Origin of the sequence: Bradyrhizobium sp. 2S1, from assembly GCF_011516625.5 — a bacterium.
Lineage (GTDB): Bacteria > Pseudomonadota > Alphaproteobacteria > Rhizobiales > Xanthobacteraceae > Bradyrhizobium > Bradyrhizobium septentrionale.
The window spans coordinates 2,373,836-2,395,546 of the sequence record NZ_CP147717.1; the positions used below are offsets into that span (position 1 = coordinate 2,373,836).

General features: G+C 64.6%; 19 protein-coding genes. 14 read left to right on the top strand and 5 right to left on the bottom strand.

All coding sequences use genetic code 11. The features are described 5' to 3' along the window. Nucleotides 1–7 precede the first annotated feature (7 nt). Complete coding sequence (locus HAP54_RS11215; RefSeq protein WP_166299991.1) at nt 8–1,078, bottom strand: DUF2336 domain-containing protein; 1,071 nt, start codon at nt 1,076–1,078, stop codon at nt 8–10. Nucleotides 1,079–1,425: 347 nt separating this feature from the next. On the opposite strand from HAP54_RS11215, the gene rimP reads away from it, so the two are divergent. The 11 genes from rimP to HAP54_RS11270 all read left to right on the top strand — a co-directional run bounded on the left by rimP (nt 1,426) and on the right by HAP54_RS11270 (nt 14,039). Next, nucleotides 1,426–2,202 (top strand): ribosome maturation factor RimP, encoded by a 777-nt coding sequence (gene rimP, locus HAP54_RS11220; protein ID WP_166299993.1) that lies wholly within the window; start codon nt 1,426–1,428, stop codon nt 2,200–2,202. 3 nt (nt 2,203–2,205) lie between these two features. Further along, on the top strand, nt 2,206–3,822 hold the full coding sequence (nusA, locus tag HAP54_RS11225; protein WP_166299995.1) for a transcription termination factor NusA: 1,617 nt from the start codon (nt 2,206–2,208) through the stop codon (nt 3,820–3,822). Nucleotides 3,823–3,837: 15 nt separating this feature from the next. Beyond that, the gene (locus HAP54_RS11230) at nt 3,838–4,524 is read left to right on the top strand and encodes an RNA-binding protein (protein WP_166299997.1); all 687 of its coding nucleotides are present in this window, start codon (nt 3,838–3,840) and stop codon (nt 4,522–4,524) included. A gap of 106 nt (nt 4,525–4,630) precedes the next feature. Next, nucleotides 4,631–7,324: a translation initiation factor IF-2 gene (gene infB, locus HAP54_RS11235; protein ID WP_166299999.1), complete on the top strand. Its 2,694-nt coding sequence runs from the start codon at nt 4,631–4,633 to the stop codon at nt 7,322–7,324. A gap of 174 nt (nt 7,325–7,498) precedes the next feature. Next, nucleotides 7,499–7,909: a 30S ribosome-binding factor RbfA gene (rbfA, locus tag HAP54_RS11240; protein WP_029082439.1), complete on the top strand. Its 411-nt coding sequence runs from the start codon at nt 7,499–7,501 to the stop codon at nt 7,907–7,909. Then, on the top strand, nt 7,909–9,018 hold the full coding sequence (gene truB, locus HAP54_RS11245; RefSeq protein ID WP_166300001.1) for a tRNA pseudouridine(55) synthase TruB: 1,110 nt from the start codon (nt 7,909–7,911) through the stop codon (nt 9,016–9,018). The genes rbfA and truB overlap by 1 nt, the downstream gene beginning before the upstream one ends. A gap of 2 nt (nt 9,019–9,020) precedes the next feature. Next, nucleotides 9,021–9,290: a 30S ribosomal protein S15 gene (gene rpsO / locus HAP54_RS11250; RefSeq protein WP_016844725.1), complete on the top strand. Its 270-nt coding sequence runs from the start codon at nt 9,021–9,023 to the stop codon at nt 9,288–9,290. 317 nt (nt 9,291–9,607) lie between these two features. After that, nucleotides 9,608–11,764 (top strand): polyribonucleotide nucleotidyltransferase, encoded by a 2,157-nt coding sequence (pnp, locus tag HAP54_RS11255; protein ID WP_166300003.1) that lies wholly within the window; start codon nt 9,608–9,610, stop codon nt 11,762–11,764. A 202-nt stretch (nt 11,765–11,966) separates the two neighbouring features. Beyond that, nucleotides 11,967–12,701, top strand: a complete 735-nt coding sequence (locus tag HAP54_RS11260; RefSeq protein WP_166300005.1) for a superoxide dismutase — start codon at nt 11,967–11,969, stop codon at nt 12,699–12,701. A 114-nt stretch (nt 12,702–12,815) separates the two neighbouring features. Further along, on the top strand, nt 12,816–13,268 hold the full coding sequence (locus HAP54_RS11265; RefSeq protein WP_166300007.1) for a GNAT family N-acetyltransferase: 453 nt from the start codon (nt 12,816–12,818) through the stop codon (nt 13,266–13,268). Nucleotides 13,269–13,442: 174 nt separating this feature from the next. Beyond that, nucleotides 13,443–14,039 carry a glutathione S-transferase family protein gene (locus tag HAP54_RS11270; protein WP_166307687.1) on the top strand — a complete coding sequence of 199 codons (597 nt, stop codon included), beginning with the start codon at nt 13,443–13,445 and terminating at the stop codon, nt 14,037–14,039. A 226-nt stretch (nt 14,040–14,265) separates the two neighbouring features. On the opposite strand, the gene fabV is transcribed toward HAP54_RS11270, so the two are convergent. From fabV to fabA, 3 genes are all read right to left on the bottom strand, one after another. Then, nucleotides 14,266–15,438: an enoyl-ACP reductase FabV gene (fabV, locus tag HAP54_RS11275; protein WP_166300009.1), complete on the bottom strand. Its 1,173-nt coding sequence runs from the start codon at nt 15,436–15,438 to the stop codon at nt 14,266–14,268. Between the two features lie 66 nt (nt 15,439–15,504). Beyond that, entirely contained in the window at nt 15,505–16,728 is a 1,224-nt protein-coding gene (fabB, locus tag HAP54_RS11280) for a beta-ketoacyl-ACP synthase I (RefSeq protein ID WP_166300011.1), read from the bottom strand. A 43-nt stretch (nt 16,729–16,771) separates the two neighbouring features. Further along, the gene (fabA, locus tag HAP54_RS11285; RefSeq protein ID WP_166300013.1) at nt 16,772–17,293 is read right to left on the bottom strand and encodes a bifunctional 3-hydroxydecanoyl-ACP dehydratase/trans-2-decenoyl-ACP isomerase; all 522 of its coding nucleotides are present in this window, start codon (nt 17,291–17,293) and stop codon (nt 16,772–16,774) included. A gap of 331 nt (nt 17,294–17,624) precedes the next feature. On the opposite strand from fabA, the gene irrA reads away from it, so the two are divergent. Continuing rightward, a complete protein-coding gene (gene irrA / locus HAP54_RS11290; RefSeq protein WP_029082448.1) occupies nt 17,625–18,116 on the top strand; it encodes an iron response transcriptional regulator IrrA in 492 nt (163 codons plus the stop codon). Between the two features lie 75 nt (nt 18,117–18,191). Here the strand turns inward: irrA and HAP54_RS11295 are convergent, their stop codons facing one another. Beyond that, nucleotides 18,192–18,719, bottom strand: a complete 528-nt coding sequence (locus HAP54_RS11295) for an SH3 domain-containing protein (RefSeq protein WP_166307690.1) — start codon at nt 18,717–18,719, stop codon at nt 18,192–18,194. A gap of 343 nt (nt 18,720–19,062) precedes the next feature. Here HAP54_RS11295 and HAP54_RS11300 point away from each other — a divergent pair, with 343 nt between their 5' ends. Further along, nucleotides 19,063–20,067 (top strand): 2-hydroxyacid dehydrogenase, encoded by a 1,005-nt coding sequence (locus HAP54_RS11300; protein ID WP_166300015.1) that lies wholly within the window; start codon nt 19,063–19,065, stop codon nt 20,065–20,067. A 449-nt stretch (nt 20,068–20,516) separates the two neighbouring features. Next, nucleotides 20,517–21,551 (top strand): IS110 family transposase, encoded by a 1,035-nt coding sequence (locus tag HAP54_RS11305; protein WP_166294930.1) that lies wholly within the window; start codon nt 20,517–20,519, stop codon nt 21,549–21,551. Nucleotides 21,552–21,711 lie beyond the last annotated feature (160 nt).

The following is a 21,711-nucleotide window of genomic DNA, read 5'->3' on the forward strand; positions in this document are numbered from 1 at the left end:
GGGGTGTCTACCGCGACTTCCAGAAATCCACGACGCGCTGCGCGGTCGACGGCATCAGGCGAACGAAATTCACGCGCGCACCTTCGATATCGGCAGGCGACGGCACACGGTTGGGCCCGAGCCGCATCAGGATCAGGGCGCGCACGGTCGGCCATTCGAAGCCGACCGTCTTGCCGGCGATCAGGATCGGATCGTAGCGATCGCCGGAGATCAGGCGGTCGAGCGTGACGATCTTCACGCCGGTCATCGCGGCGAGCGCCGCCACGCATTCCTCGTATTTGAACGCCTTTGCGAAGCCTGCCACCGCGGCCTCGTTCAATTCGCCGGCGCGATGCAGCGCCAGGATCGCGCGCTGCGCGGCTGCGAAATCGCGGCCGACGACCTCAGCGACGACACCTTCGATCTCGTTCATCGCCAGCTTGATCTCGGCCTGCCGCTCCGGCTTGGCGACGCTATGCAACCGACGGCGGATCACGTCGATCGAGCCGGCCAGCAGGCTCTTCAAATGTTCGGGCGGAAGATCGTCGCGGCGTCCGATCCTCAGCGTCAGCACGCCGTCCTGGCCGGCGCGACGCACCAGCGTCGCAAAGGAATCGTCGGAGAACGCGGCGCCGGCATTGCCGGCGGCGCATCGGATCACGTCGCGATCGCCGCGACGGATGATGACATCGGTCAGTGCGGTCGAAAGCCTTGACCGCTCGGCCATCGCAAGCAGATGACCCTGGCCCTTGGCATTGGCGATCTCGACCAGCACGGAATCGTCGATGACGGGTGATTTGCGCAGCAGCGGGCCTGCGATCGCGACGTCATCCTCACGGGCGAGTTGCCCGACCAGGTGCCGCGGCGCATTGGCGAGGGGCGCGAGCCGTTCGGCGAGATCGATCCGTGCCGCGAACTCTGCATGCGGGACCAGGCTGGTCAGCACCCCGTCGAACAGGTCGATATGGTCGGGGCGAAAGCTCCCGGCGCCCTGCAGGAACAGCTCGCCGAGCCGCCGTGCGGCCTCGGCGCGGCGCTTGGGGTCGCCGCGGCGAACGATGTCGTCGAGTTCCGGGATCAGCGCAGGGGCTGTCGTCATGAGCCTTGTCCAAACCGGCGGCTTCTGCCGGTTTTCGGCAATCTATGGTCCCGTTCGTAAACGGAGGGTTAGGTCGAATCTGCCCCCGCGGAGCGGCAAAATCGCGTTCCGCCCGAAACGGAGGCCTTGCCGGCCCCGGGCAAAAGAGCTATATCCACCGCAACTTATGGTATCTCATACGATCGCGTAGGAGAGTGGGCCCCCCGGGACCCGCTCTTTTTTATTACCTGACGGGACCCAGCGAGGCCGGGTTCGGTTTGGGTAGCGTTAGCGGCCACTTAAGGCCATTTGAACAACACAACAGACCTCAGCAGCCTTTGGACCTCAGACAGCCTTTGACACTGGATATGACCGAACCGACCGCCACGTCCGTGGACACCGAACTGCTCGCCGAGCCGCGGCTCGTCGTCGAGCCCGGGGTCGCGGCGCGCGTCGCTGCGGTCGCGGTCCCGGTACTGCAGGGCATGGGCTATCGCCTGGTGCGCATCAAGGTCTCGGGCGACGCCGGCTGCACGGTGCAGATCATGGCGGAACGGCCCGACGGCACGATACAGCTCGAGGATTGCGAGGCGATCTCGCGCGCGCTATCGCCGGTGCTCGATGTCGCCGACCCGATCGAGCGCGCCTACCGGCTGGAGATCTCGTCGCCCGGCATCGACCGCCCGCTGGTGCGCCGTTCCGACTTCGAGCGCTACACCGGTCATCTCGTGAAGATCGAGATGGCGGTGGCGCATCAGGGCCGCAAGCGGTTCCGCGGCCTGCTCGCCGGCGTCGAGGGCAATGCGGTACGCATCAAGCGCGACGATCCGCGCCCCGGCGAGGACGCCGAGGTCCTGCTGGTGATGGAAGACATCTCTGACGCGCGACTGGTGCTGACCGACGAGCTGATCGAGGAATCGATGCGCCGCGGCAAGGCCGCCGAGCGCGAGCTGCGCCGCGAGCTTGGCCTGGCGCCGCCGCAGCCGGCCCACGCCAGGAAGAGCGATCCCGCGAAGAGTCAGAAGCCGAAACCCAAGCCTGGTAACAAGCCCGGCACGAAGCCGGCTCCGACCAACACCAAAAAGCACCGCCTCGCCGCCGAACGCGCGCGCCGTGGCGAGATCGATCCATCCGAAGGAGACTAAGCCATGGCAGTCAGCGCCAACAAACTCGAACTGCTGCAGATCGCAGACGCAGTTGCGCGCGAAAAGTCGATCGACCGCTCCATCGTGATCGCGGCGATGGAAGACGCCATCGCCAAGGCCGCGCGTGCCCGCTACGGCAGCGAGACCGACGTCCATGCCGAGATCGACGCCAAGAAGGGCGAGCTTCGCCTGACCCGCCACATGCTGGTGGTCGAAATCGTCGAAAACTCCTCCAACCAGATTTCGCTGGCCGACGCGCAGCGCGCCAATCCGGGCGCCCAGGTCGGCGACACCATCGCCGATACGCTGCCGCCGCTGGAATATGGCCGCATCGCCGCGCAGTCCGCCAAGCAGGTGATCGTGCAGAAGGTGCGCGAGGCCGAGCGTGACCGGCAGTACCAGGAATTCAAGGACCGCATCGGCGACATCGTCAACGGCATCGTCAAGCGCGTCGAATATGGCAGCGTGATCGTCGATCTCGGCCGCGGCGAAGCGATCGTGCGCCGCGACGAGATGCTGCCGCGCGAAGTGTTCCGCAACGGCGACCGCGTCCGCGCCTATATCTTCGACGTCCGACGCGAGACCCGCGGTCCGCAGATCTTCCTGTCGCGCACCCATCCGCAGTTCATGGCGAAGCTGTTCGCGCAGGAAGTGCCGGAAATCTATGACGGCATCGTCGAGATCAAGGCGGTTGCCCGCGATCCGGGCTCGCGCGCCAAGATCGGCGTGATCTCGCGCGATTCCTCGGTCGACCCGGTCGGCGCCTGCGTCGGCATGCGCGGCTCGCGCGTGCAGGCCGTGGTGAACGAGCTGCAGGGCGAGAAGATCGACATCATCCCGTGGTCGCCCGACATCGCGACCTTCGTGGTCAACGCGCTGGCGCCGGCCGAAGTCGCCAAGGTCGTGATCGACGAGGACCGCGAGCGCATCGAGGTCGTGGTTCCCGACACCAACAACCAGCTGTCGCTGGCGATCGGCCGCCGCGGCCAGAACGTCCGCCTCGCCTCGCAGCTGACCGGCTGGGACATCGACATCCTGACCGAGCAGGAAGAGTCGGAGCGCCGCCAGGCCGACTTCGAGAACTCGACCCGCGTGTTCATGGAAGCGCTCAATGTCGACGAAGTGGTCGGCCAGCTGCTCGCTTCAGAAGGCTTCACCTCGGTCGAGGAACTCGCGCTGGTCGACGTCAAGGAACTCGCCGGCATCGAAGGTTTCGACGAGGAGACCGCCACCGAGTTGCAGACCCGCGCCCGCGAATATCTGGAACAGCTTGAGGCCGAACTGGAAGCCAAGCGCAAGGAACTCGGCGTCGAGGACGCCATGAAGGACGTGCCGGGCGTGACCGGGAAGATGCTCGTGAAGCTCGGCGAGAACGACGTGAAGACCGTCGAGGACCTCGCCGGCTGCGCCACCGACGATCTGGTCGGCTGGACCGAGCGCAAGGAAGGCGGCGAGCCGACCAAGCATGCCGGGTTCCTCGATGGCATCGAGGTCTCGCGCGACGAGGCCGAGGCCATGATCATGCAGGCTCGCGTGAAGGCCGGCTGGATCACCGAGGCCGACCTCGCCAAGCCTGCTGCTGAGGAGGCCGAGGCCGCCGAAGCAGAAGCGGCGACCTAAGGAGATGGCCCACGGATGCTCGCTCAGCCTGACCCCGATCTCGACGATGGACCGCGGACGCAGAAGTCCGCGACCACACGGATGTGCGCGGTCAGCCGCGAGGTGCGTCCGATCGACGAGCTGATCCGGTTCGTCATCGCCCCCACCGGCGAGGTGATCCCGGACCTCAAGCGCAAGCTGCCCGGCCGCGGATTGTGGGTGTCCGCATCGCGGCGCAGCGTTGCGGAAGCGGTCCGTCGTCACCAATTTAGCAAGGGATTCAAGCGCGACGTCCGCGTTGCGCCGACCCTTCCCACCGACATCGATGCACTCCTGGTGCGCAGCGTTACCGAGGCCCTGGCGATGGCCGCCAAGGCCGGTCAGGTCGTTTCGGGCTTCGGCAAGGTCGAGGACGCACTCAACCGGAACGAAACTGCAGCCCTGATCCACGCTTCGGACGGCGCCGCGGACGGAATCCGCAAATTGGACGCGATCGTCCGGCAAAGGGGCGAAAAACGTGGTGAATCGCCGGTAATCCCCGTCGTCAATGTTTTGACGTCGGAAGAATTGGATTTGGCACTTGGGCGGTCAAATGTGATACATGCTGCGCTGCTCGCGGGCCCGGCGAGCAAGACGTTCCTGTCGCGCTGCCAGATGCTGGTCCGATACCGGATGGCCGACGACGACAAGACCGCCGAAGCGGCCAGAAATTCCAGAGCGTGATCCGGGAAGGCGGACGCCGTCTTTCCGACCGGATCATGCTCAGCAAAAGACGACGTTGAAGTATTTGTGCGGCACACGCACAGCGAAACGAGATTAGGACTGCTGAATGGTTGATACCAAGACCCCTGGCGACAAGACTCTGAGTGTCCCGAGCAAGACGTTGTCGCTGAAGCCGCGCGTCGAGACGGGCACCGTGCGCCAGAGCTTCAGCCACGGCCGGACCAAGCAGGTCGTGGTCGAGAAGCGCGGCAAGCGCCGCGTCGGTGGCGACGGCCCGGGCGAGGCGCATGCGCCGGAACCCGTGGTTGCAAAGCCTGCGGCGCCCCCTGTCGCCAAGCCGCCGCTCGGCCGCCCCGCGGCCCCGCCGCAGCGTAACACCCGCTCCGGCGTCGTGCTGCCGACCCTGACCGAGGACGAGCGTTCCGCGCGCGCCAATGCGCTTGCCGACGCCCGGCAGCGCGATGTCGAGGAGCGCCGCCAGGCCGAAGAGGAAGCCAAGCGCCGCGCCATCCGCGAGGCTGCCGAGAAGACGGAGCGCGAAGCCGCCGAGGCCCGCCGCAAGGCGGAAGAGGAGCGCCACCGCCACGAGGAAGAGGCCAAGCGCAAGGCCGAAGTCGAGGCCAAGCGCCGCTTCGGCGAGGGCGAGGCCAAGCCCGGCGCGGCGCCAGCCGCAGCTCCGGCCCGGCCCGCCGCAGCCGCACCTGCGTCTTCTGCGCCGGCAGCCCGGACACCGGCAGCCCGCCCGGCGACCACGACGACCACGCGTACCCCTGCCTCCGCGCCGAGACCCCCGGCGGTTGCCGCCGAGGCGGACGAAGACGAAGCTCCGCGCATGGTGCGCCGCCCCGGCGGTGCCGTGCGTCCGGTCGCCGCGCCGAAAACGACCCATAAACCCGCTCCGCAGAAGGAGCGCGGCCGCCTCACCTTGACCACCGCGCTCAACGCCGACGACGTGCGCGAGCGCTCGATCGCCTCGTTCCGCCGCCGTACCCAGCGTCTGAAGGGGCACGCGTCCAACGAGCCGAAGGAAAAGCTGATCCGCGAAGTCATTATCCCGGAAGCCATCGCGATTCAGGAACTCGCCAACCGGATGTCGGAGCGCGCAGTCGACGTCATCCGCATGCTGATGAAGCAGGGCGCGATGCACAAGATCACCGACGTGATCGATGCCGACACCGCGCAGCTGATTGCCGAGGAGCTCGGCCATAGCGTCAAGCGCGTCGCTGCCTCCGACGTCGAGGAAGGCCTGTTCGACGTTGTCGACGATTCCACCGACACCGAGCCGCGTTCGCCCGTGGTCACGGTCATGGGCCACGTCGACCACGGCAAGACCTCGCTGCTCGATGCGCTGCGCCACGCCAACGTGGTGTCCGGCGAAGCCGGCGGCATCACCCAGCATATCGGCGCCTATCAGGTGACTTCGCCGGAAAGCGGCAAGAAGATCACCTTCATCGATACGCCCGGCCACGCCGCGTTCACCGCGATGCGCGCCCGCGGCGCCAAGGTCACCGACATCGTCGTGCTGGTGGTCGCCGCCGATGACGGCGTGATGCCGCAGACGATCGAGGCGATCAACCACGCCAAGGCGGCCAAGGTGCCGATGATCGTGGCTATCAACAAGATCGACAAGCCCGATGCACGGCCCGAGCGCGTCCGCACCGAGTTGCTGCAATATGAAGTGCAGGTCGAATCGCTCGGCGGCGATGTCGTCGACGTCGAGGTCTCGGCCAAGAACAAGACCAATCTCGACCGGCTGCTCGAGATGATCGCGCTGCAGGCCGAAATCCTCGACCTGAAGACGAATTCGGAGCGTCCGGCGGAAGGCACCGTGATCGAAGCCAAGCTCGATCGCGGCCGTGGTCCGGTCGCAACCGTGCTGGTGCAGCGCGGCACGCTGCGCATCGGCGACATCATCGTGGCCGGCGCCGAAATGGGCCGCGTCCGCGCACTGATCTCCGACCAGGGCGAGAATCTCGACGAGGCCGGGCCGTCCGTGCCGGTCGAGGTGCTCGGCTTCAACGGGCCGCCGGAAGCCGGCGACCGTCTCGCCGTTGTCGAGAACGAAGCCCGCGCCCGCCAGGTCACGAGCTATCGCGCGCACCAGAAGCGCGAGAATGCGGCGGCCTCGATCTCCGGCATGCGCGGCTCGCTCGAGCAGATGATGTCGCAGCTCAAGACCGCGGGCCGCAAGGAGTTCCCGCTGATCGTCAAGGCCGACGTGCAGGGCTCGCTGGAAGCGATCCTGGGCTCGCTGGAAAAGCTCGGCACCGACGAAGTCGCCGCCCGCATCCTGCATGCCGGCGTCGGCGGCATCTCGGAGTCCGACGTCACGCTGGCGGAAGGCTTCAACGCCGCGATCATCGGCTTCTCGGTCCGCGCCAACAAGGAAGCGGCAGCCGCGGCCAAGCGCAACGGCATCGAGATCCGCTACTACAACATCATCTACGACCTCGTGGATGACATCAAAAAGGCGATGTCCGGCCTGCTCGCGCCCACGCTGCGCGAAACCATGCTGGGCAACGCGCAGATCCTGGAAGTGTTCAACATTTCCAAGGTCGGCAAGGTCGCAGGTTGCCGCGTCACCGACGGCACCGTGGAACGCGGCGCCAATGTGCGCCTGATCCGCGACAACGTCGTGGTGCACGAAGGCAAACTGTCGACGCTGAAGCGCTTCAAGGATGAAGTGAAGGAAGTGGTCGCCGGCCAGGAATGTGGCATGGCGTTCGAGAACTACGGCGACATGCGTGTCGGCGACGTGATCGAGTGTTACCGCGTCGAGACGATCCAGCGCTCTCTGTAATTCCAAATCTTACGAAGCGCAGATCTTACTAAGCGTTGGGTCCATTTAACTGAAAATGCGACGACGTGGCCGGACTTTAGTCCGGCCACCCGCGCATTGTCTGATTGAAAGCAAAACTAAGACATTGATGCCCGCGGCCACGGCCTGCGGGCGCGACGGTTTTGGAAGAAGGTCATGCCCCGTCAAAAGAAGAGTTCCAGCCCCGGCGGCTCACAACGTCAACTGCGCGTCGGCGAAACGGTTCGCCATGCGGTTGCCGAGATTCTGTCGCAGGGTGAGGTTCACGATCCCGATCTCGAAGGCCACATCATCACCGTTCCCGAGGTGCGAATGTCGCCGGATCTGAAGCTCGCGACGATCTACGTGATGCCGCTCGGCGGTCGCGACACCGACACGGTGATCGCCGCGCTCGAGCGCAACAAGAAGTTCCTGCGCGGCGAGATCGCGCATCGCGTCAACCTGAAATTTTCACCCGACATTCGCTTCCGCGTCGATGAGCGGTTCGACGAGGCGGAACGCATCGAGAAACTATTGCGAACACCTGCGGTGCAGCGAGACCTTGCACCCGATTCGGACGACGAGTGATGACTGTGATGACGACCAACAGCGTTGCCGACGCGAAGGATTCCGACGCGCGCGACGCTGAGCGGGATGGTTTTGCCGGGCAGCGCAACGACGAGCCGCGCCGCACCAACAACGACCCGCGCCAGAGGCAGGGCAAGCAGAACCAGCAGCCGCGCCGCGACAAGCGCGACGTCCATGGCTGGGTGGTGCTCGACAAGCCGATCGGCATGACCTCGACGCAGGCGGTCGCCGTGCTCAAGCGCCTGTTCCAGGCCAAGCGCGCCGGCCATGCCGGCACGCTCGACCCGCTCGCCTCCGGCGGGCTGCCGATCGCGCTCGGCGAGGCCACCAAGACCGTGCCGTTCGTGATGGACGGCCGCAAGCGCTACCGCTTTACGGTGTGCTGGGGCGAGGAACGCGACACCGACGACACCGAGGGACGAGCCGTCAGGACCAGCGAGAGCCGGCCGACTGCCGATTCGATCCGGAACCTGCTGCCGCGCTTCACCGGGGTGATCGAGCAGATCCCGCCGCAATATTCGGCGATCAAGGTGCAGGGCGAGCGCGCCTATGATCTGGCGCGCGACGGCGAGACCGTGGACCTGAAGCCCCGCCCGGTCGAGATTCACGAATTAACCCTTGTGGAACATGGAGATAACGGCCAGTCCGTGTTCGAGGCCGAGTGCGGCAAGGGAACCTATGTCCGGGCCCTGGCCCGCGATATGGGCCGGATTCTGGGCTGTTTCGGCCATATCTGCGCGCTGCGGCGGACCCTGGTCGGTCCGTTTACCGAAGCGGACATGATTCCGCTGGAACAGTTGGAGGCTTTGTGCAATAGAGCCGCGTCTGGCGAGGGCAGCCTCGCCGACGCGCTTTTGCCCGTTGAGACCGCGCTGGACGACATCCCGGCACTGGCCGTCACACGGGCTGATGCGGCAAGGCTCCACAGGGGCCAGGCCGTTTTGTTGCGCGGACGGGATGCGCCCAATACTAGCGGCACAGTCTATGTCACGGTGGCAGGCCGACTTCTCGCGCTTGCCGAAATTGGCAATGGCGAACTCATCCCCAAGCGCGTGTTCAACCTGAACGGACTGACCGCCAGTCCGGCTCGCAACAATGAAAGTGACTGACGATGTCGATTACCGCGGAACGCAAAGCGGAAGTCATCAAGACGAATGCCAACAAAGCCGGCGACACCGGCTCGCCCGAGGTTCAGGTCGCGATCCTGTCGGAACGCATCAATAACCTCACCGAGCACTTCAAGAGCCATGTGAAGGACAACCATTCACGCCGCGGCCTCCTGAAGCTCGTGTCGACGCGTCGCTCCCTGCTCGACTACATCAAGCGCAAGGACGAGGCGCGCTACAAGGCGCTGCTTGAGAAGCACAACATCCGTCGTTGATTTTGAGAAGCACGCGCGCGGGGTTCGCGCGCGTTTTCGCATGATCGTCCGTGAACTCGGGCTTTCGAATTGTCGAAAGATGATCATGCGCACCAGCATGGCAATCGCGCCATGCACACTAGCGTTCAGCAGCAATCCGGCCGCTGGACCGGGCAAGATGCCCAGATGACCGAAAGGATGGACGCCATCCGAAATCCACGGACCATGGCAGGATCGCCGGATACTGGTCGCGACAGCGCATCAGTGTCTCGCCGTCTTGGCATGGTCTTTGTGTTTCAGGGCGCCGTGCTTTCGTGAAACCATGAAAGAAAACCGAAATGTTCAATTCGCATTCCGTCGAGATCGACTGGGGTGGACGTCCCCTTAAACTAGAAACCGGCAAGATCGCCCGCCAGGCCGACGGCGCCGTGCTGGCCACCTACGGCGAGACCGTGGTGCTCGCCACCGTCGTCGCGGCCAAGTCGCCGCGCGAAGGCGTCGACTTCCTGCCGCTCACCGTCGACTATCAGGAGAAGACCTACGCCGCAGGCCGCATTCCCGGCGGCTATTTCAAGCGCGAGGGCCGTCCGACCGAGAAGGAGACCCTGGTCTCCCGCCTGATCGACCGCCCGATCCGCCCGCTGTTCGTCGACGGCTGGCGCAACGAGACCCAGGTGATCGTCACCGTCCTGTCGCACGACATGGAGAACGATCCGGACATCGTGTCGCTGGTGGCTGCCTCCGCCGCCCTGACGCTGTCGGGCGCGCCGTTCAAGGGCCCGATCGGCGCCGCGCGCGTCGGCTTCGCCAATGACGAATACGTGCTCAACCCGACGCTCGACGAGATGACCGAGACCCAGCTCGACCTGGTCGTCGCGGGCACCGCCGACGCCGTGCTGATGGTGGAATCGGAAGCCAAAGAGCTCAACGAAGACGTGATGCTCGGCGCGGTCATGTTCGGCCACCGCCACTTCCAGCCCGTGATCAACGCGATCATCGAGCTCGCCGAGAAGGCCGCCAAGGAGCCGCGCGAAGTCACCACGATCGACAATTCGGAGATCGAGAAGGAAATGCTCGGCATTGCCGAGCAGGAGCTGCGCAAGGCCTATGCGATCCCGGTCAAGCAGGAACGCTATGCCGCAGTTGGCGCCGTCAAGGAGAAGGTGCTGGCGCACTTCTTCCCGGAAGGCCAGGAGCCGAAATACGACAAGCTCCGCGTCGCCGGCGTCTTCAAGGAACTGGAAGCCAAGATCGTCCGCTGGAACATCCTCGACACCGGCAAGCGCATCGACGGCCGCGACGCCAAGACCGTGCGCAACATCGTTGCCGAAGCCGGCGTGCTGCCGCGCGCCCACGGCTCGGCGCTGTTCACCCGCGGTGAGACCCAGGCGATGGTCGTGACCACGCTCGGCACCGGCGAGGACGAGCAGTACATCGACGCGCTGTCGGGGACGTACAAGGAAACGTTCCTGCTGCACTACAATTTCCCGCCCTACTCGGTCGGTGAAACCGGTCGCCTCGGCGGCACCAAGCGCCGCGAGATCGGCCACGGCAAGCTCGCCTGGCGCGCGATCCACCCGGTGCTGCCGCCGCATCACGAGTTCCCGTACACGATCCGCGTGGTCTCCGAGATCACCGAATCGAACGGCTCGTCCTCGATGGCCTCGGTTTGCGGCGCCTCGCTGTCGCTGATGGACGCCGGCGTGCCGCTGAAGCGGCCGACGGCCGGTATCGCCATGGGCCTGATCCTCGAAGGTCAGCGCTTCGCGGTGCTGTCGGACATCCTCGGTGACGAGGATCATCTCGGCGACATGGACTTCAAGGTCGCCGGCACCGACCAGGGCATCACCTCGCTCCAAATGGACATCAAGATCGAGGGCATCACTGAGGAAATCATGAAGGTTGCGCTTGGCCAGGCCAAGGATGGGCGCATCCACATCCTCGGCGAGATGGCCAAGGCCCTGACCGCGGCGCGCGCCGAGCTCGGCGAATACGCACCGCGCATCGAGACCTTCAAGATCGCCACCGACAAGATCCGCGAAGTGATCGGCACCGGCGGCAAGGTGATCCGCGAGATCGTCGAGAAGACCGGCGCCAAGGTCAACATCGAGGACGACGGCACCGTGAAGGTCGCCTCCAACGACGGCGAGGCGATGAAGGCCGCGATCAAGTGGATCAAGTCGATCGCCTCCGATCCGGAGATCGGCCAAATCTACGAGGGCACCGTCGTCAAGGTGATGGAGTTCGGCGCGTTCGTGAACTTCTTCGGCGCCAAGGACGGCCTCGTCCACATCAGCCAGCTCGCCGCCAACCGCGTGCAGAAGACCTCGGACGTCGTCAAGGAAGGCGACAAGGTCAAGGTCAAGCTGCTCGGCTTCGACGACCGCGGCAAGACCCGCCTGTCGATGAAGGCGGTCGACCAGGAGACCGGCGAGGACCTCGAGGCCAAGCAGAAGCCCGACGCACCGGCGCCGCGCGAAGCCGCCGGCGAGTAAGCCAGGGCAAATTGTTACCAAATCGACTGTGATGAAAAGGGCGGCCCGGTGGCCGCCCTTTTTAGTTTGTGGAGGTCGGACGCAAATCAATCTCCGCTGATCGCAATGCGCGGTTTTGACCCGGCATTGTGACCGACATTGCTGGAACCCGTTCACAACTTGCGCCTAATATCAGGGCGCCTTCCTAGCACGGAGATTCACGATGCCCTTGATGTCCCGACGCCATCTAATCATCGCAGCGACCGGCATCGCCGCGGCCGCCGCCTCGTCGCGCACAGCGTTCGCACAGGCCGCGGCGCAAGCGCCCAGCGGGCCGTTCAAGATCGATCCGCTGACCTACCCGACCAATGCGCTGGAGCCGCATATCGACGCCAGGACGATGGAAATCCATCACGACCGGCATCACCAGGCCTACGTCACCAACCTCAACAATTTCGCCAAGGACAATCTGCAGATCGCGGAGAAGCCGCTCACCGACGTGCTCGCCAATCTCGGCAATGTGCCGGACACGATCCGCACCGGTGTCCGCAACAACATGGGCGGCCACGCCAACCACACGATGTTCTGGCAGATCATGGGACCGAACGGCGGCAAGGCTGACGGCGAAGTGCTCGCCGCGATCGACCGCGACCTCGGCGGCATGGAGAAATTCCAGACCGATTTCAATGCCGCGGGCGGGCGCGTGTTCGGCTCCGGCTGGGTGTTCGTCACCGTGACCAGGGACGGCAAGCTCGCGATCGAGACGCGGCCGAACCAGGACAACCCGATCATGGACGGCAAGCGCGCGCTGCTCGGCAACGACGTCTGGGAGCACGCCTATTATCTGACCTATCAGAACCGCCGGCCCGATTACCTCAAGGCGTGGTGGAACACGGTGAACTGGAAGGCCGTGGCCGAGCGCTATGCGGCAGCAAAGGCCGGCACGCTGGGGGTATGAGCCGGTAAGGCTCGCTGGCCACGAGCGGCCGCGCTAGATTTGAAAGCCCCGCGAGACGCTCGTGGGGCTTTCTTGTCTTGGGAAGACTCGGCTCTGCGGCCAGAGGAATCGACGATGACGCTGCCGACAATCCGCCCCGGCCGCCTCGGCGAATACGACGAGATCGCGCGCATCTGGATGGAGAGCTGGACCTCGACCGGGCTCACACAACGGAGCGATAGCCTGTTGAGCGATCTGCGCGCGCGCCTGCGCCGCGAGATCGACAATGGCTGGAGCCTGTTCGTCGCCGACGATCGCGGCACGATCGCCGCGATGCTGGCGCTGCATCTGCCGACCTTGCTGCTCGACCAGCTGATGGTCGCGCCAAGCCATCAAGGCTGCAGCCTGGGACGCCATTTGCTCGTCTTCACCCGTAAGCAATTGCCCGACGAGATCTGGCTGAAATGCGTCCGCGAGAACGACAAGGCCTGGCGCTGGTACGAGCGCGAGGGCTTTGTGTTCGAGAAAGAGGAGCCCAATCCGGCGACCGGTTTCATGATGAAGCACTATCGGTGGAAGAGAGCGTAGTGCGCGGAACCTTGATGCGGCCTGCGAGCCGATCAATCGGTCGCAGCCAGCGAGGTTGACCAATATATTGGTCAGAAGCCGCGCGATCGATCCCATGTCTCGTGCGTTGCCAATCTGAGCCAGACGCGCGATGAATGGCCGCTGTCCGACCACGCGATGAAAGGCTCAAGCACCATGATCAAGCTGTACTGGTCGCCGCGCTCGCGCTCGTTCTCCGCCATCTGGCTGCTGGAGGAATCCGGCCTCGCTTACGAACGGGTGCTGACCGATATCAGCACCGGCGCGCAGAAGTCGCCGGACTTCCTCAAGATCAACCCGATGGGCAAGGTGCCGGCGCTGACCGACGGCGACGCGCAACTCGCCGAGGCGGCGGCGATCTGCGCCTATATCGCCGACCGCTATCCGGAGACAAAGCTCGCGCCGGAAACGACGGATCCGAAGCGCGCACGCTATCTGCAGTGGCTGTTCTTCTCGCCAAGCTGCATCGAGCCGGCGCTGATCCAGCTCTTCACCAAGTTGGAGGTGCCGACCAGCACCGCGGCGTGGGGCAGCGCGGCGCAGGTGTTCGACGTGCTCGATGCCGAATTGCAGAAGGAACCGTGGATCCTCGGCGATCAGTTCTCCGCCGCCGACATCGCGATCGGCGCGGGGCTCAATTTCGCGGTGCGCGTGTTCAAGATGGTGCCGCCGCGGCCGTCCTTCGAGGCCTATATCGATCGCTGTGTGGCGCGGCCGGCATTCCAGCGCGCGGAGAAGATCGCGGCGGGGTGAAGACGTCGTCGCATAGCCCGGACGAACGAGATCATCGAATGTTCGAGTTGCGCTGCTCCGACCTCCCCTTGAAAGGGGAGGTCGCTTTGCTCGCCAGAGCAAAGCGGGTGGGGATCTGCTCTCTCCGCTGACAGCCTCGCCTGCGTCTGACCCCCATCCCGACCTTCCCCCTTTCAGGGGGAAGGAGAAGACAGGTCTGTGGCCGCTCGCGCGGTTTTCCGAACGGCTAACCCGGCACGACGCGGGGATCGACGTCCTGCGTGTAGTCGACGCCGTCGATGCCGAAGCCGAACAGGCGGAGGAACTGGTTCTTGTATTCTCCGAGATCGGCCAGTTCGCCGAGCGTCTCGGTGGTGAGCAGCGGCCAGCGCCGCGACACCTCGGCCTGCACCTCGGGCGAAAGCTCCCAGTCGTCGACCCTGATGCGCTGCTCGTTATCAAGCTCCACGCCCTTGCCAAGGCGCGTGCGGAACAGGCGGTCGATCTGCTCGATACAGCCCTCATGCAGCCCGAGTTGCTTCATGACCTTGAACAGCACCGTGCCATAGAGCGGCACCACCGGAATGGCCGAGCTCGCCTGGGTGACCACGGCCTTCAGCGCGACGACGCGGGCCGCGTCCGGACCGAGCCGGCCCCGGATCGCTTCCGCCTTGCGGTCGAGGTCGACCTTGGCGCGGCCGAGCGTGCCGTTCCAGTAGATCGGCCAGGTCAGTTCGCTGCCGATATAGGTGTAGTTGAGCGTGCGGAAGCCCGGCGCCAGCACGCCGGCATCCGCGAGCTGGTCGATCCAGCGCTTCCAGTCGTCGCCGCCCATCACCGCGACCGTGGCCGCGGTTTGATCCTCGCTCGCCGGCTCGAGGGTGGTCTGGAAGACCTCGCCGGTCTCGGTGTCGAGGGTCTTGATCTCGACGGGGGCGCCAAGCGGCTTGATGACCGAGCGATAGGTCTTGCCGGTGTCGGGATCGGTCCTGGCCGGAGCCGCCATGCTGTAGACCAGCAGATCGAGCTGGCCGAATTTTTCGCGCACACGCTCGATGAAGTTCTGCTTCAGCTCGTCGGAGAAGGCATCGCCCTCCAGCGTGAGCGGAGACCGTCCGATCTTCTCGGCCTCGATCTCGAAGGCGCGGTTGTTGTACCAGCCGGCGCTGGCGGTTCTCTTTTCCGAAGGCTCGCGCTCCAGCGACACGCCGATAGTGTCGGCACCGCCCGCGAAGGTCGCAACGATGCGGCTGGCGAGGCCATAGCCGGTCGAACAGCCGAGTACGGCGACGCGCTTGGGGCAGTCCGCGACCGGGCCCTGGCGGAGAACATAGGCGATCTGCTCGCGAACATTGGTGGCGCAGCCGACGGGATGTGCCGTCGTGCAGATGAAGCCTCGCACGCGCGGTTCGATAATCATTCCCACCCCATTCCGGATCGTTGCAATGTCCCCATTCGCTCCCTCAGCAAGCAAGGGGAGGCGAAATCACGCATCAAGCCGCCTGAACACCAGCGTGGCGTTGGTGCCGCCGAAGCCGAACGAATTCGACAGCACGGTTGTGAGCTTGGCGTTGTCGATGCGCTTGCGCACGATCGGCATGTCGGCGAACACCGGATCGAGCTCGGTGATGTGCGCGCTTTCGCAGATGAAGCCGTTGTTCAGCATCAGCAGCGAGTAGATCGCTTCCTGCACGCCGGTAGCACCGAGCGAGTGCCCGGTCAGCGCCTTGGTCGCCGAGATCGGCGGGCACTTGTCGCCGCTGCCGAACACCTTGCGGATCGCCTCGATCTCCGGCGGATCGCCGGCCGGCGTCGAGGTGGCGTGCGGATTGATGTAATCGACCGGCGTTTCCACCGTCGACATCGCCATGCGCATGCAGCGCTCGGCGCCCTCGCCCGACGGCGCGACCATGTCGTAACCGTCCGAGGTCGCGCCGTAGCCGACGACCTCACCATAGATCCGCGCGCCGCGCGCCTTGGCGTGCTCGAGCTCTTCCAGCACCACGACGCCGGCGCCGCCGGCGATCACGAAACCGTCGCGGCTGATGTCGTAGGGACGCGACGCGGTAGCCGGCGTGTCGTTGTATTTCGAGGACATCGCGCCCATGGCGTCGAACAGCACCGACAGCGTCCAGTCGAGTTCCTCGCAGCCGCCGGCGAAGATGATGTCTTGCTTGCCGATCTGGATCGTCTCATAGGCGTTGCCGATGCAATGGTTCGACGTCGCGCAGGCCGAGGAGATCGAGTAGTTCACGCCCTTGATCTTGAACCAGGTCGCGAGCGTCGCCGACGCGGTCGAGGACATGCCCTTCGGCACCGCAAACGGTCCGACGCGCTTCGGGCCCTTGGCGCGCGCGATATCGGCGGCTTCCACCAGCGTGCGTGTCGACGGCCCACCGGATCCCATGATGATGCCGGTGCGGATGTTCGAGACTTGGTTCTCCTCGAGGCCGGCGTCCCGGATCGCCTGCTCCATCGCGACGTGATTCCAGGCCGCACCTTCGGCAAGGAACCGCATCGCGCGGCGATCGATCACCTCTGCGGGATTAAGTGTCGGCGCACCGTGCACCTGCGAACGGAAGCCGAGCTCCGCGGCCTTCTCCGCACGCGAAATGCCCGACTTTGCCTCGTAGAGGCTCACAAGCACTTCCTGGGTGTTGTTACCGATGGATGAGACAATCCCCATCCCCGTGATGACAACCCGCCTCATGTTCGCCTCGCCCTGCCTTTATGTTGCCGCATGATGATCCTGCTCAAGATGGCGCCGTGCCCTGCTTGAACAACCCGACCTTCAAGTCCTTGGCGCGATAGATAATCTCGTCGTCCATGGAAAGCCACCCGTCGGCAATTCCAAGCACGAGCTTTGACCGCATCACGCGCTTGATGTCGATGTTGTACACAACCTTGCGCGCTTGCGGCAGGACCTGTCCGGAGAACTTCAGCTCGCCGAGGCCGAGCGCGCGGCCACGACCTTCGCCACCGATCCAGCCGAGGTAAAAGCCGACCATTTGCCACATGGCATCAAGGCCGAGGCAGCCCGGCATTACCGGATCGTTCTTGAAATGGCAGCCGAAGAACCAGAGATCCGGTTTCACTTCGAGCTCGGCGCGCACCAGCCCCTTGCCGTACTCACCGCCGGTTTGCGAGATATCGCTGATGCGGTCGAACATCAGCATCGGCGGCAGCGGCAACTGGGCGTTGCCGGGACCGAAAAGCTCGCCCCGCCCGCAAGCCAGCAAATCCTCGTATTCGTAACCGCCGCGCCGATCCAGCATCCTCTTCCACCTCTCATGTCCCGATGAAGCGCTTTTGCCCGGTCGGACCTTAAATCTACCCACGGGAACCGGAAATATCCTGTCCCGTATCTTGGCGCTACCTGGGCACGCTTCCGACCTGTTATCTCTGCCGAAAGCGCATATGTGGTCCGCGCGCTCTCTAACATAGGGCTAACTGGGCGGCAAAGCGGCATTCCGATGATAAATTACCGCTTCTCCTTCGGTTTCTACCGCAGCTTGGATTCGTTCTAGTTGCGAAAAACTTGCATCTGATAGGCATCCTTTTTATATTTATGAGGAATATTGCCTGAGTTGGGTGCATAGAGTGGATATGAACGAAGAAGTACCGGCTGTGAACGATGACGCCGTGCACCCGGCTGCGCGGGGCACTGGGCACCACCCTGCCCTGACCGGCTGCCCGTGGCATGACGTCAACGAGATGTTGCAGTCTGCCGGTCTCCGGCCGACGCGCCAGCGTATGGCGCTGGGCTGGCTGCTGTTCGGCAAGGGTGCCCGCCACCTGACAGCTGAAATGCTGTACGAGGAAGCGACGCTGGCCAAGGTTCCGGTGTCGCTGGCAACCGTCTACAACACGCTCAACCAGCTCACCGATGCCGGCCTGCTGCGCCAGGTCAGCGTCGACGGCACCAAGACCTATTTCGACACCAACGTGTCGACACACCACCACTTCTATCTCGAGCACAACCACGAGCTGGTCGACATTCCCGACCCGAACCTGATGCTCACGAAGATGCCGGACGTCCCGGAAGGCTTCGAGATTTCCCGCGTCGATATGGTTGTGCGCCTGCGCAAGAAGCGCTGAGGCGTCTCTTACCGACGGATGTGAGTTGTGATGGCCGGGCTCGTCCCGGCCATTGTCGTTTGGGGACGATGAAGGTCAGTCCACCTTCTCGTCGGCATAGACGCCCCAGAGGCGCTGCTGCTCGATCCAGCCGTCGAACCCGTTGCCGGTGACGCGGCACCAGTTGTTGGAGCATTTCTTGACCTGCGCGACGACGCCGGCCTGCAGGCGGGCCGCAATCGCACTGGTGGCGTCGGGGCGGTCGTACAGCGAGGCCAAATCGTCCTTGTTCTTCATCGTGACGACGGCGGTGCGGCGGCCGGACAACAAGGAATGATAGACCCAGCCTTCGGCGCCCTCGGAATCGCGGACCCGGCGCCAGTTCTCGAACTCGGCGGTGATTTCGACCGGCAGTCCCGACCTCGTGTAGACCCAGGCGACGTCATTGTCCTTGGTCGGGCCGGCCCTGACGTTCACATGATCTGATTTCAGGCTGACATAGCGCGGGATCGGCAATCCGCTGGTGGTCGGGTTGGTATCCTTGGCGGAATGTCCAGGCATGACCGACCCACTCAGCATGCTGCCGACCAGCGCCACCAACGAACCGAAACGCCAGAACGCCACCATCAACTCGTCTCCTGCCGAGATGCCCAACCCGCATTCGGCGAGTTGCAACCGATCCAAACGCCCAAAAACTCAGGCCCCCTGCGCCTGCGCCGTTCGCTCCCGCACCCCACGTCCGAGGGGTTCTTGTCTTGGCCCGGCCTTCTGCTAGAGAGAACGGAAGGCCTTAAGAGCCAGAACACCCGAATTTCCCCTGACGAAAGCCGGGGTAAGTATCGGGGAACCCTAGGAAACGCGAAGGAAACGCCGGGACAGCGCGGCTATCAGCAGTGTCGAACAACCGGGTTAATGAGGCCTCAACGGTTTGTTTTTTGGCAAGCCGCGCGCCTCATGAAAGCAGGACATGTCGGTGAAGAAAAAGCCTCTCGTCGTCGTCACCCGCAAGCTGCCGGACTCGATCGAGACCCGGATGCGCGAGCTGTTCGACGCCAGATTGAATCTCGACGACACGCCGATGACGCCGGAACAGATCGCCGAGGCGGCAAGGACCGCCGACGTGCTGGTGCCGACCGTGACCGACATGATCCGCGAGGACGTGATCAATCAGCCCGACTGCAAGCTGAAGCTGATCGCCAATTTCGGCAACGGCGTCGACAATATCGACGTCACGGCGGCGCATGCGCGCGGTATCACGGTGACCAACACCCCGAAGGTGTTGACCGAGGACACCGCCGACATGACCATGGCGCTGATCCTTGCGGTGCCGCGGCGCCTGATCGAGGGCGCCTCGATCCTGACCGAAGGCAAGCAGCATTGGGCGGGGTGGTCGCCGACCTGGATGCTCGGCCACCGCATCGGGGGCAAACGGCTCGGCATCGTCGGCATGGGCCGCATCGGCCAGGCGGTGGCGCGCCGTGCCCGCGCCTTCGGCCTGCAGATCCACTATCACAACCGCCGTCCGGTGGCGCCTATGATCGCCGAAGAGCTCGGGGCGACCTATTGGGAAAGCCTCGATCAGATGCTGGCGCGGATGGACATCATCTCGGTGAACTGCCCGCACACGCCGGCCACCTTCCATCTGCTCTCGGCGCGGCGGCTCAAGCTGATCCGCAAAGAGGCCTACATCGTCAACACCGCGCGCGGCGAGGTGATCGACGAGGACACGCTGATCAAGCTGATCGAAGCCGGCGATATCGGCGGCGCAGGCCTCGACGTCTATGAGCACGAACCGGCGGTGAACCCGAAGCTGGTGCGGCTCGCCAGGGCCGGCAAGGTGACGCTGCTGCCGCACATGGGCTCGGCCACCATCGAAGGGCGCGTCGAGATGGGCGAGAAGGTGATCATCAACATCCGAACCTTCCTCGACGCCCACAAGCCGCCGGATCGCGTGCTACCGAGCATGCTGTGATTTCGTCGCCGGGACTACGCCGCGCTCCATCCAAGCCGCGCAGCTCCAAGCTCCCCTTGAAAAGGGGAGGTCGCTTTGCTCGGGAGAGCAAAGCGGGTGGGGATCTCCTCTCTCCGCAGGCACCGTTGCCCGCGGCTGACCCCCATCCCGACCTTCCCCCTTTCAGGGGGAAGGAGAAGAGAGAATCCGTAGCCCGGATGAGGGGCGAGCTGCCAAAATATCGAAAACAACCCCATGCAAAGTAGCCGGTGCGGCCGGCGCTCGAGCAGGCAACTTGACACGTCGGGCAAATGTAGATGGGGTAACGGGCCGGCCGCCCGCTCGCTACGGCGCGATTTGGAAGCGCGCTCGCGAGCGGCCTGTTGGTTGGAAGGCGGTCGTCCCTCAAACTGATGGTGTCAATAAACGGAGTCGGGCAAGCCCGCTCCAAGCATCATTAAGGGACGACCATGTACCACTATGCAGGAATCGACGTGTCTTTGGAATGCTCGAGCGTCTGCCTTGTCGATGGGACAGGTAAGATTTTGCGCGAGGCGAGGGTTGCGAGTGAGCCGGAGGCCTTGATCACCTGGTTGCGGTCGCTGGGGTTGGTGCTGGAACGGATCGGGCTGGAGGCTGGTCCGCTGTCGCAATGGCTCTACGCAGCGATGCGGGATGCGGGCCTGGCAGTCGAACTGTTGGAGACGCGGCACGTCCGCGATGCCTTCAAGGCGATGCCGGTGAAGTCGGACCGCAACGATGCCCGCGGGATCGCGCAACTGATGCGGCTGGGCTGGTTCCGGCCGGTGCACTGCAAGTCGATCGAAGCGCAAGAGACGCGGGCGGTTCTGACGGCACGCAAGCTGCTGCAGTCCAAGCTGCGCGACATCGAGAACAGCCTGCGCGGCGTGCTCCGCGGCTTCGGTCTGAAGGTCGGCACGACCACCGAGCGCACGTTCGCCGAACGCATCCGGGAGCTCGTAGCGGGCCATCCCGGACTTGAGATCGTGGCACAGGCGCTGCTCGAAGCCCACGCCGTGCTGCGGCGCGAGTTCAATGGCCTGGATAAGCACACCCAAAAGCTCGCCAGGTCGCACCCTCAAGCCCGCCTCCTGATGACGACACCGTCCGTCGGCCCGATCGTGGCGCTTACCTACGCCTCGGCGGTCGACGACCCGAAGCGCTTCCGGTCCTCGAAGGCGACGGGAGCGCATTTTGGCCTCACCCCGAAGAAGTACCAATCGGGCGAAACCGACTATACCGGCCGCATCAGCAAGATCGGCGATGCCTCCGTGCGCGAGGCGCTCTATCAAGCGGCTCACGTCATGCTGACCAAGCCGGTCAGGAACTGCTCGGCGCTGAAAGGCTGGGCGATGCGGATCGCCCGGCGCGCAGGCCTGCGCAAGGCCAAGGTGGCGCTCGCACGCAAGCTCGCCGTCGTTCTGCATCGCATGCTCGCCGACGCCAAACCGTTCAACCCGATGGCCAAGGCCTCGGCAACCTAAGCAAGGAGCAGCAATCGGTTCTGGGCGGGCCACGACACCAGGCTCTCCCTGAGCGAGGTCCCTGCGCCGGGACGATGGATCCGGTCAGGCCGCCATCCGGGAAGTGGCTCACAACCACGCTTCCGTAGATTGGCCGGCCGGCTCCTCAATGCACCCCATC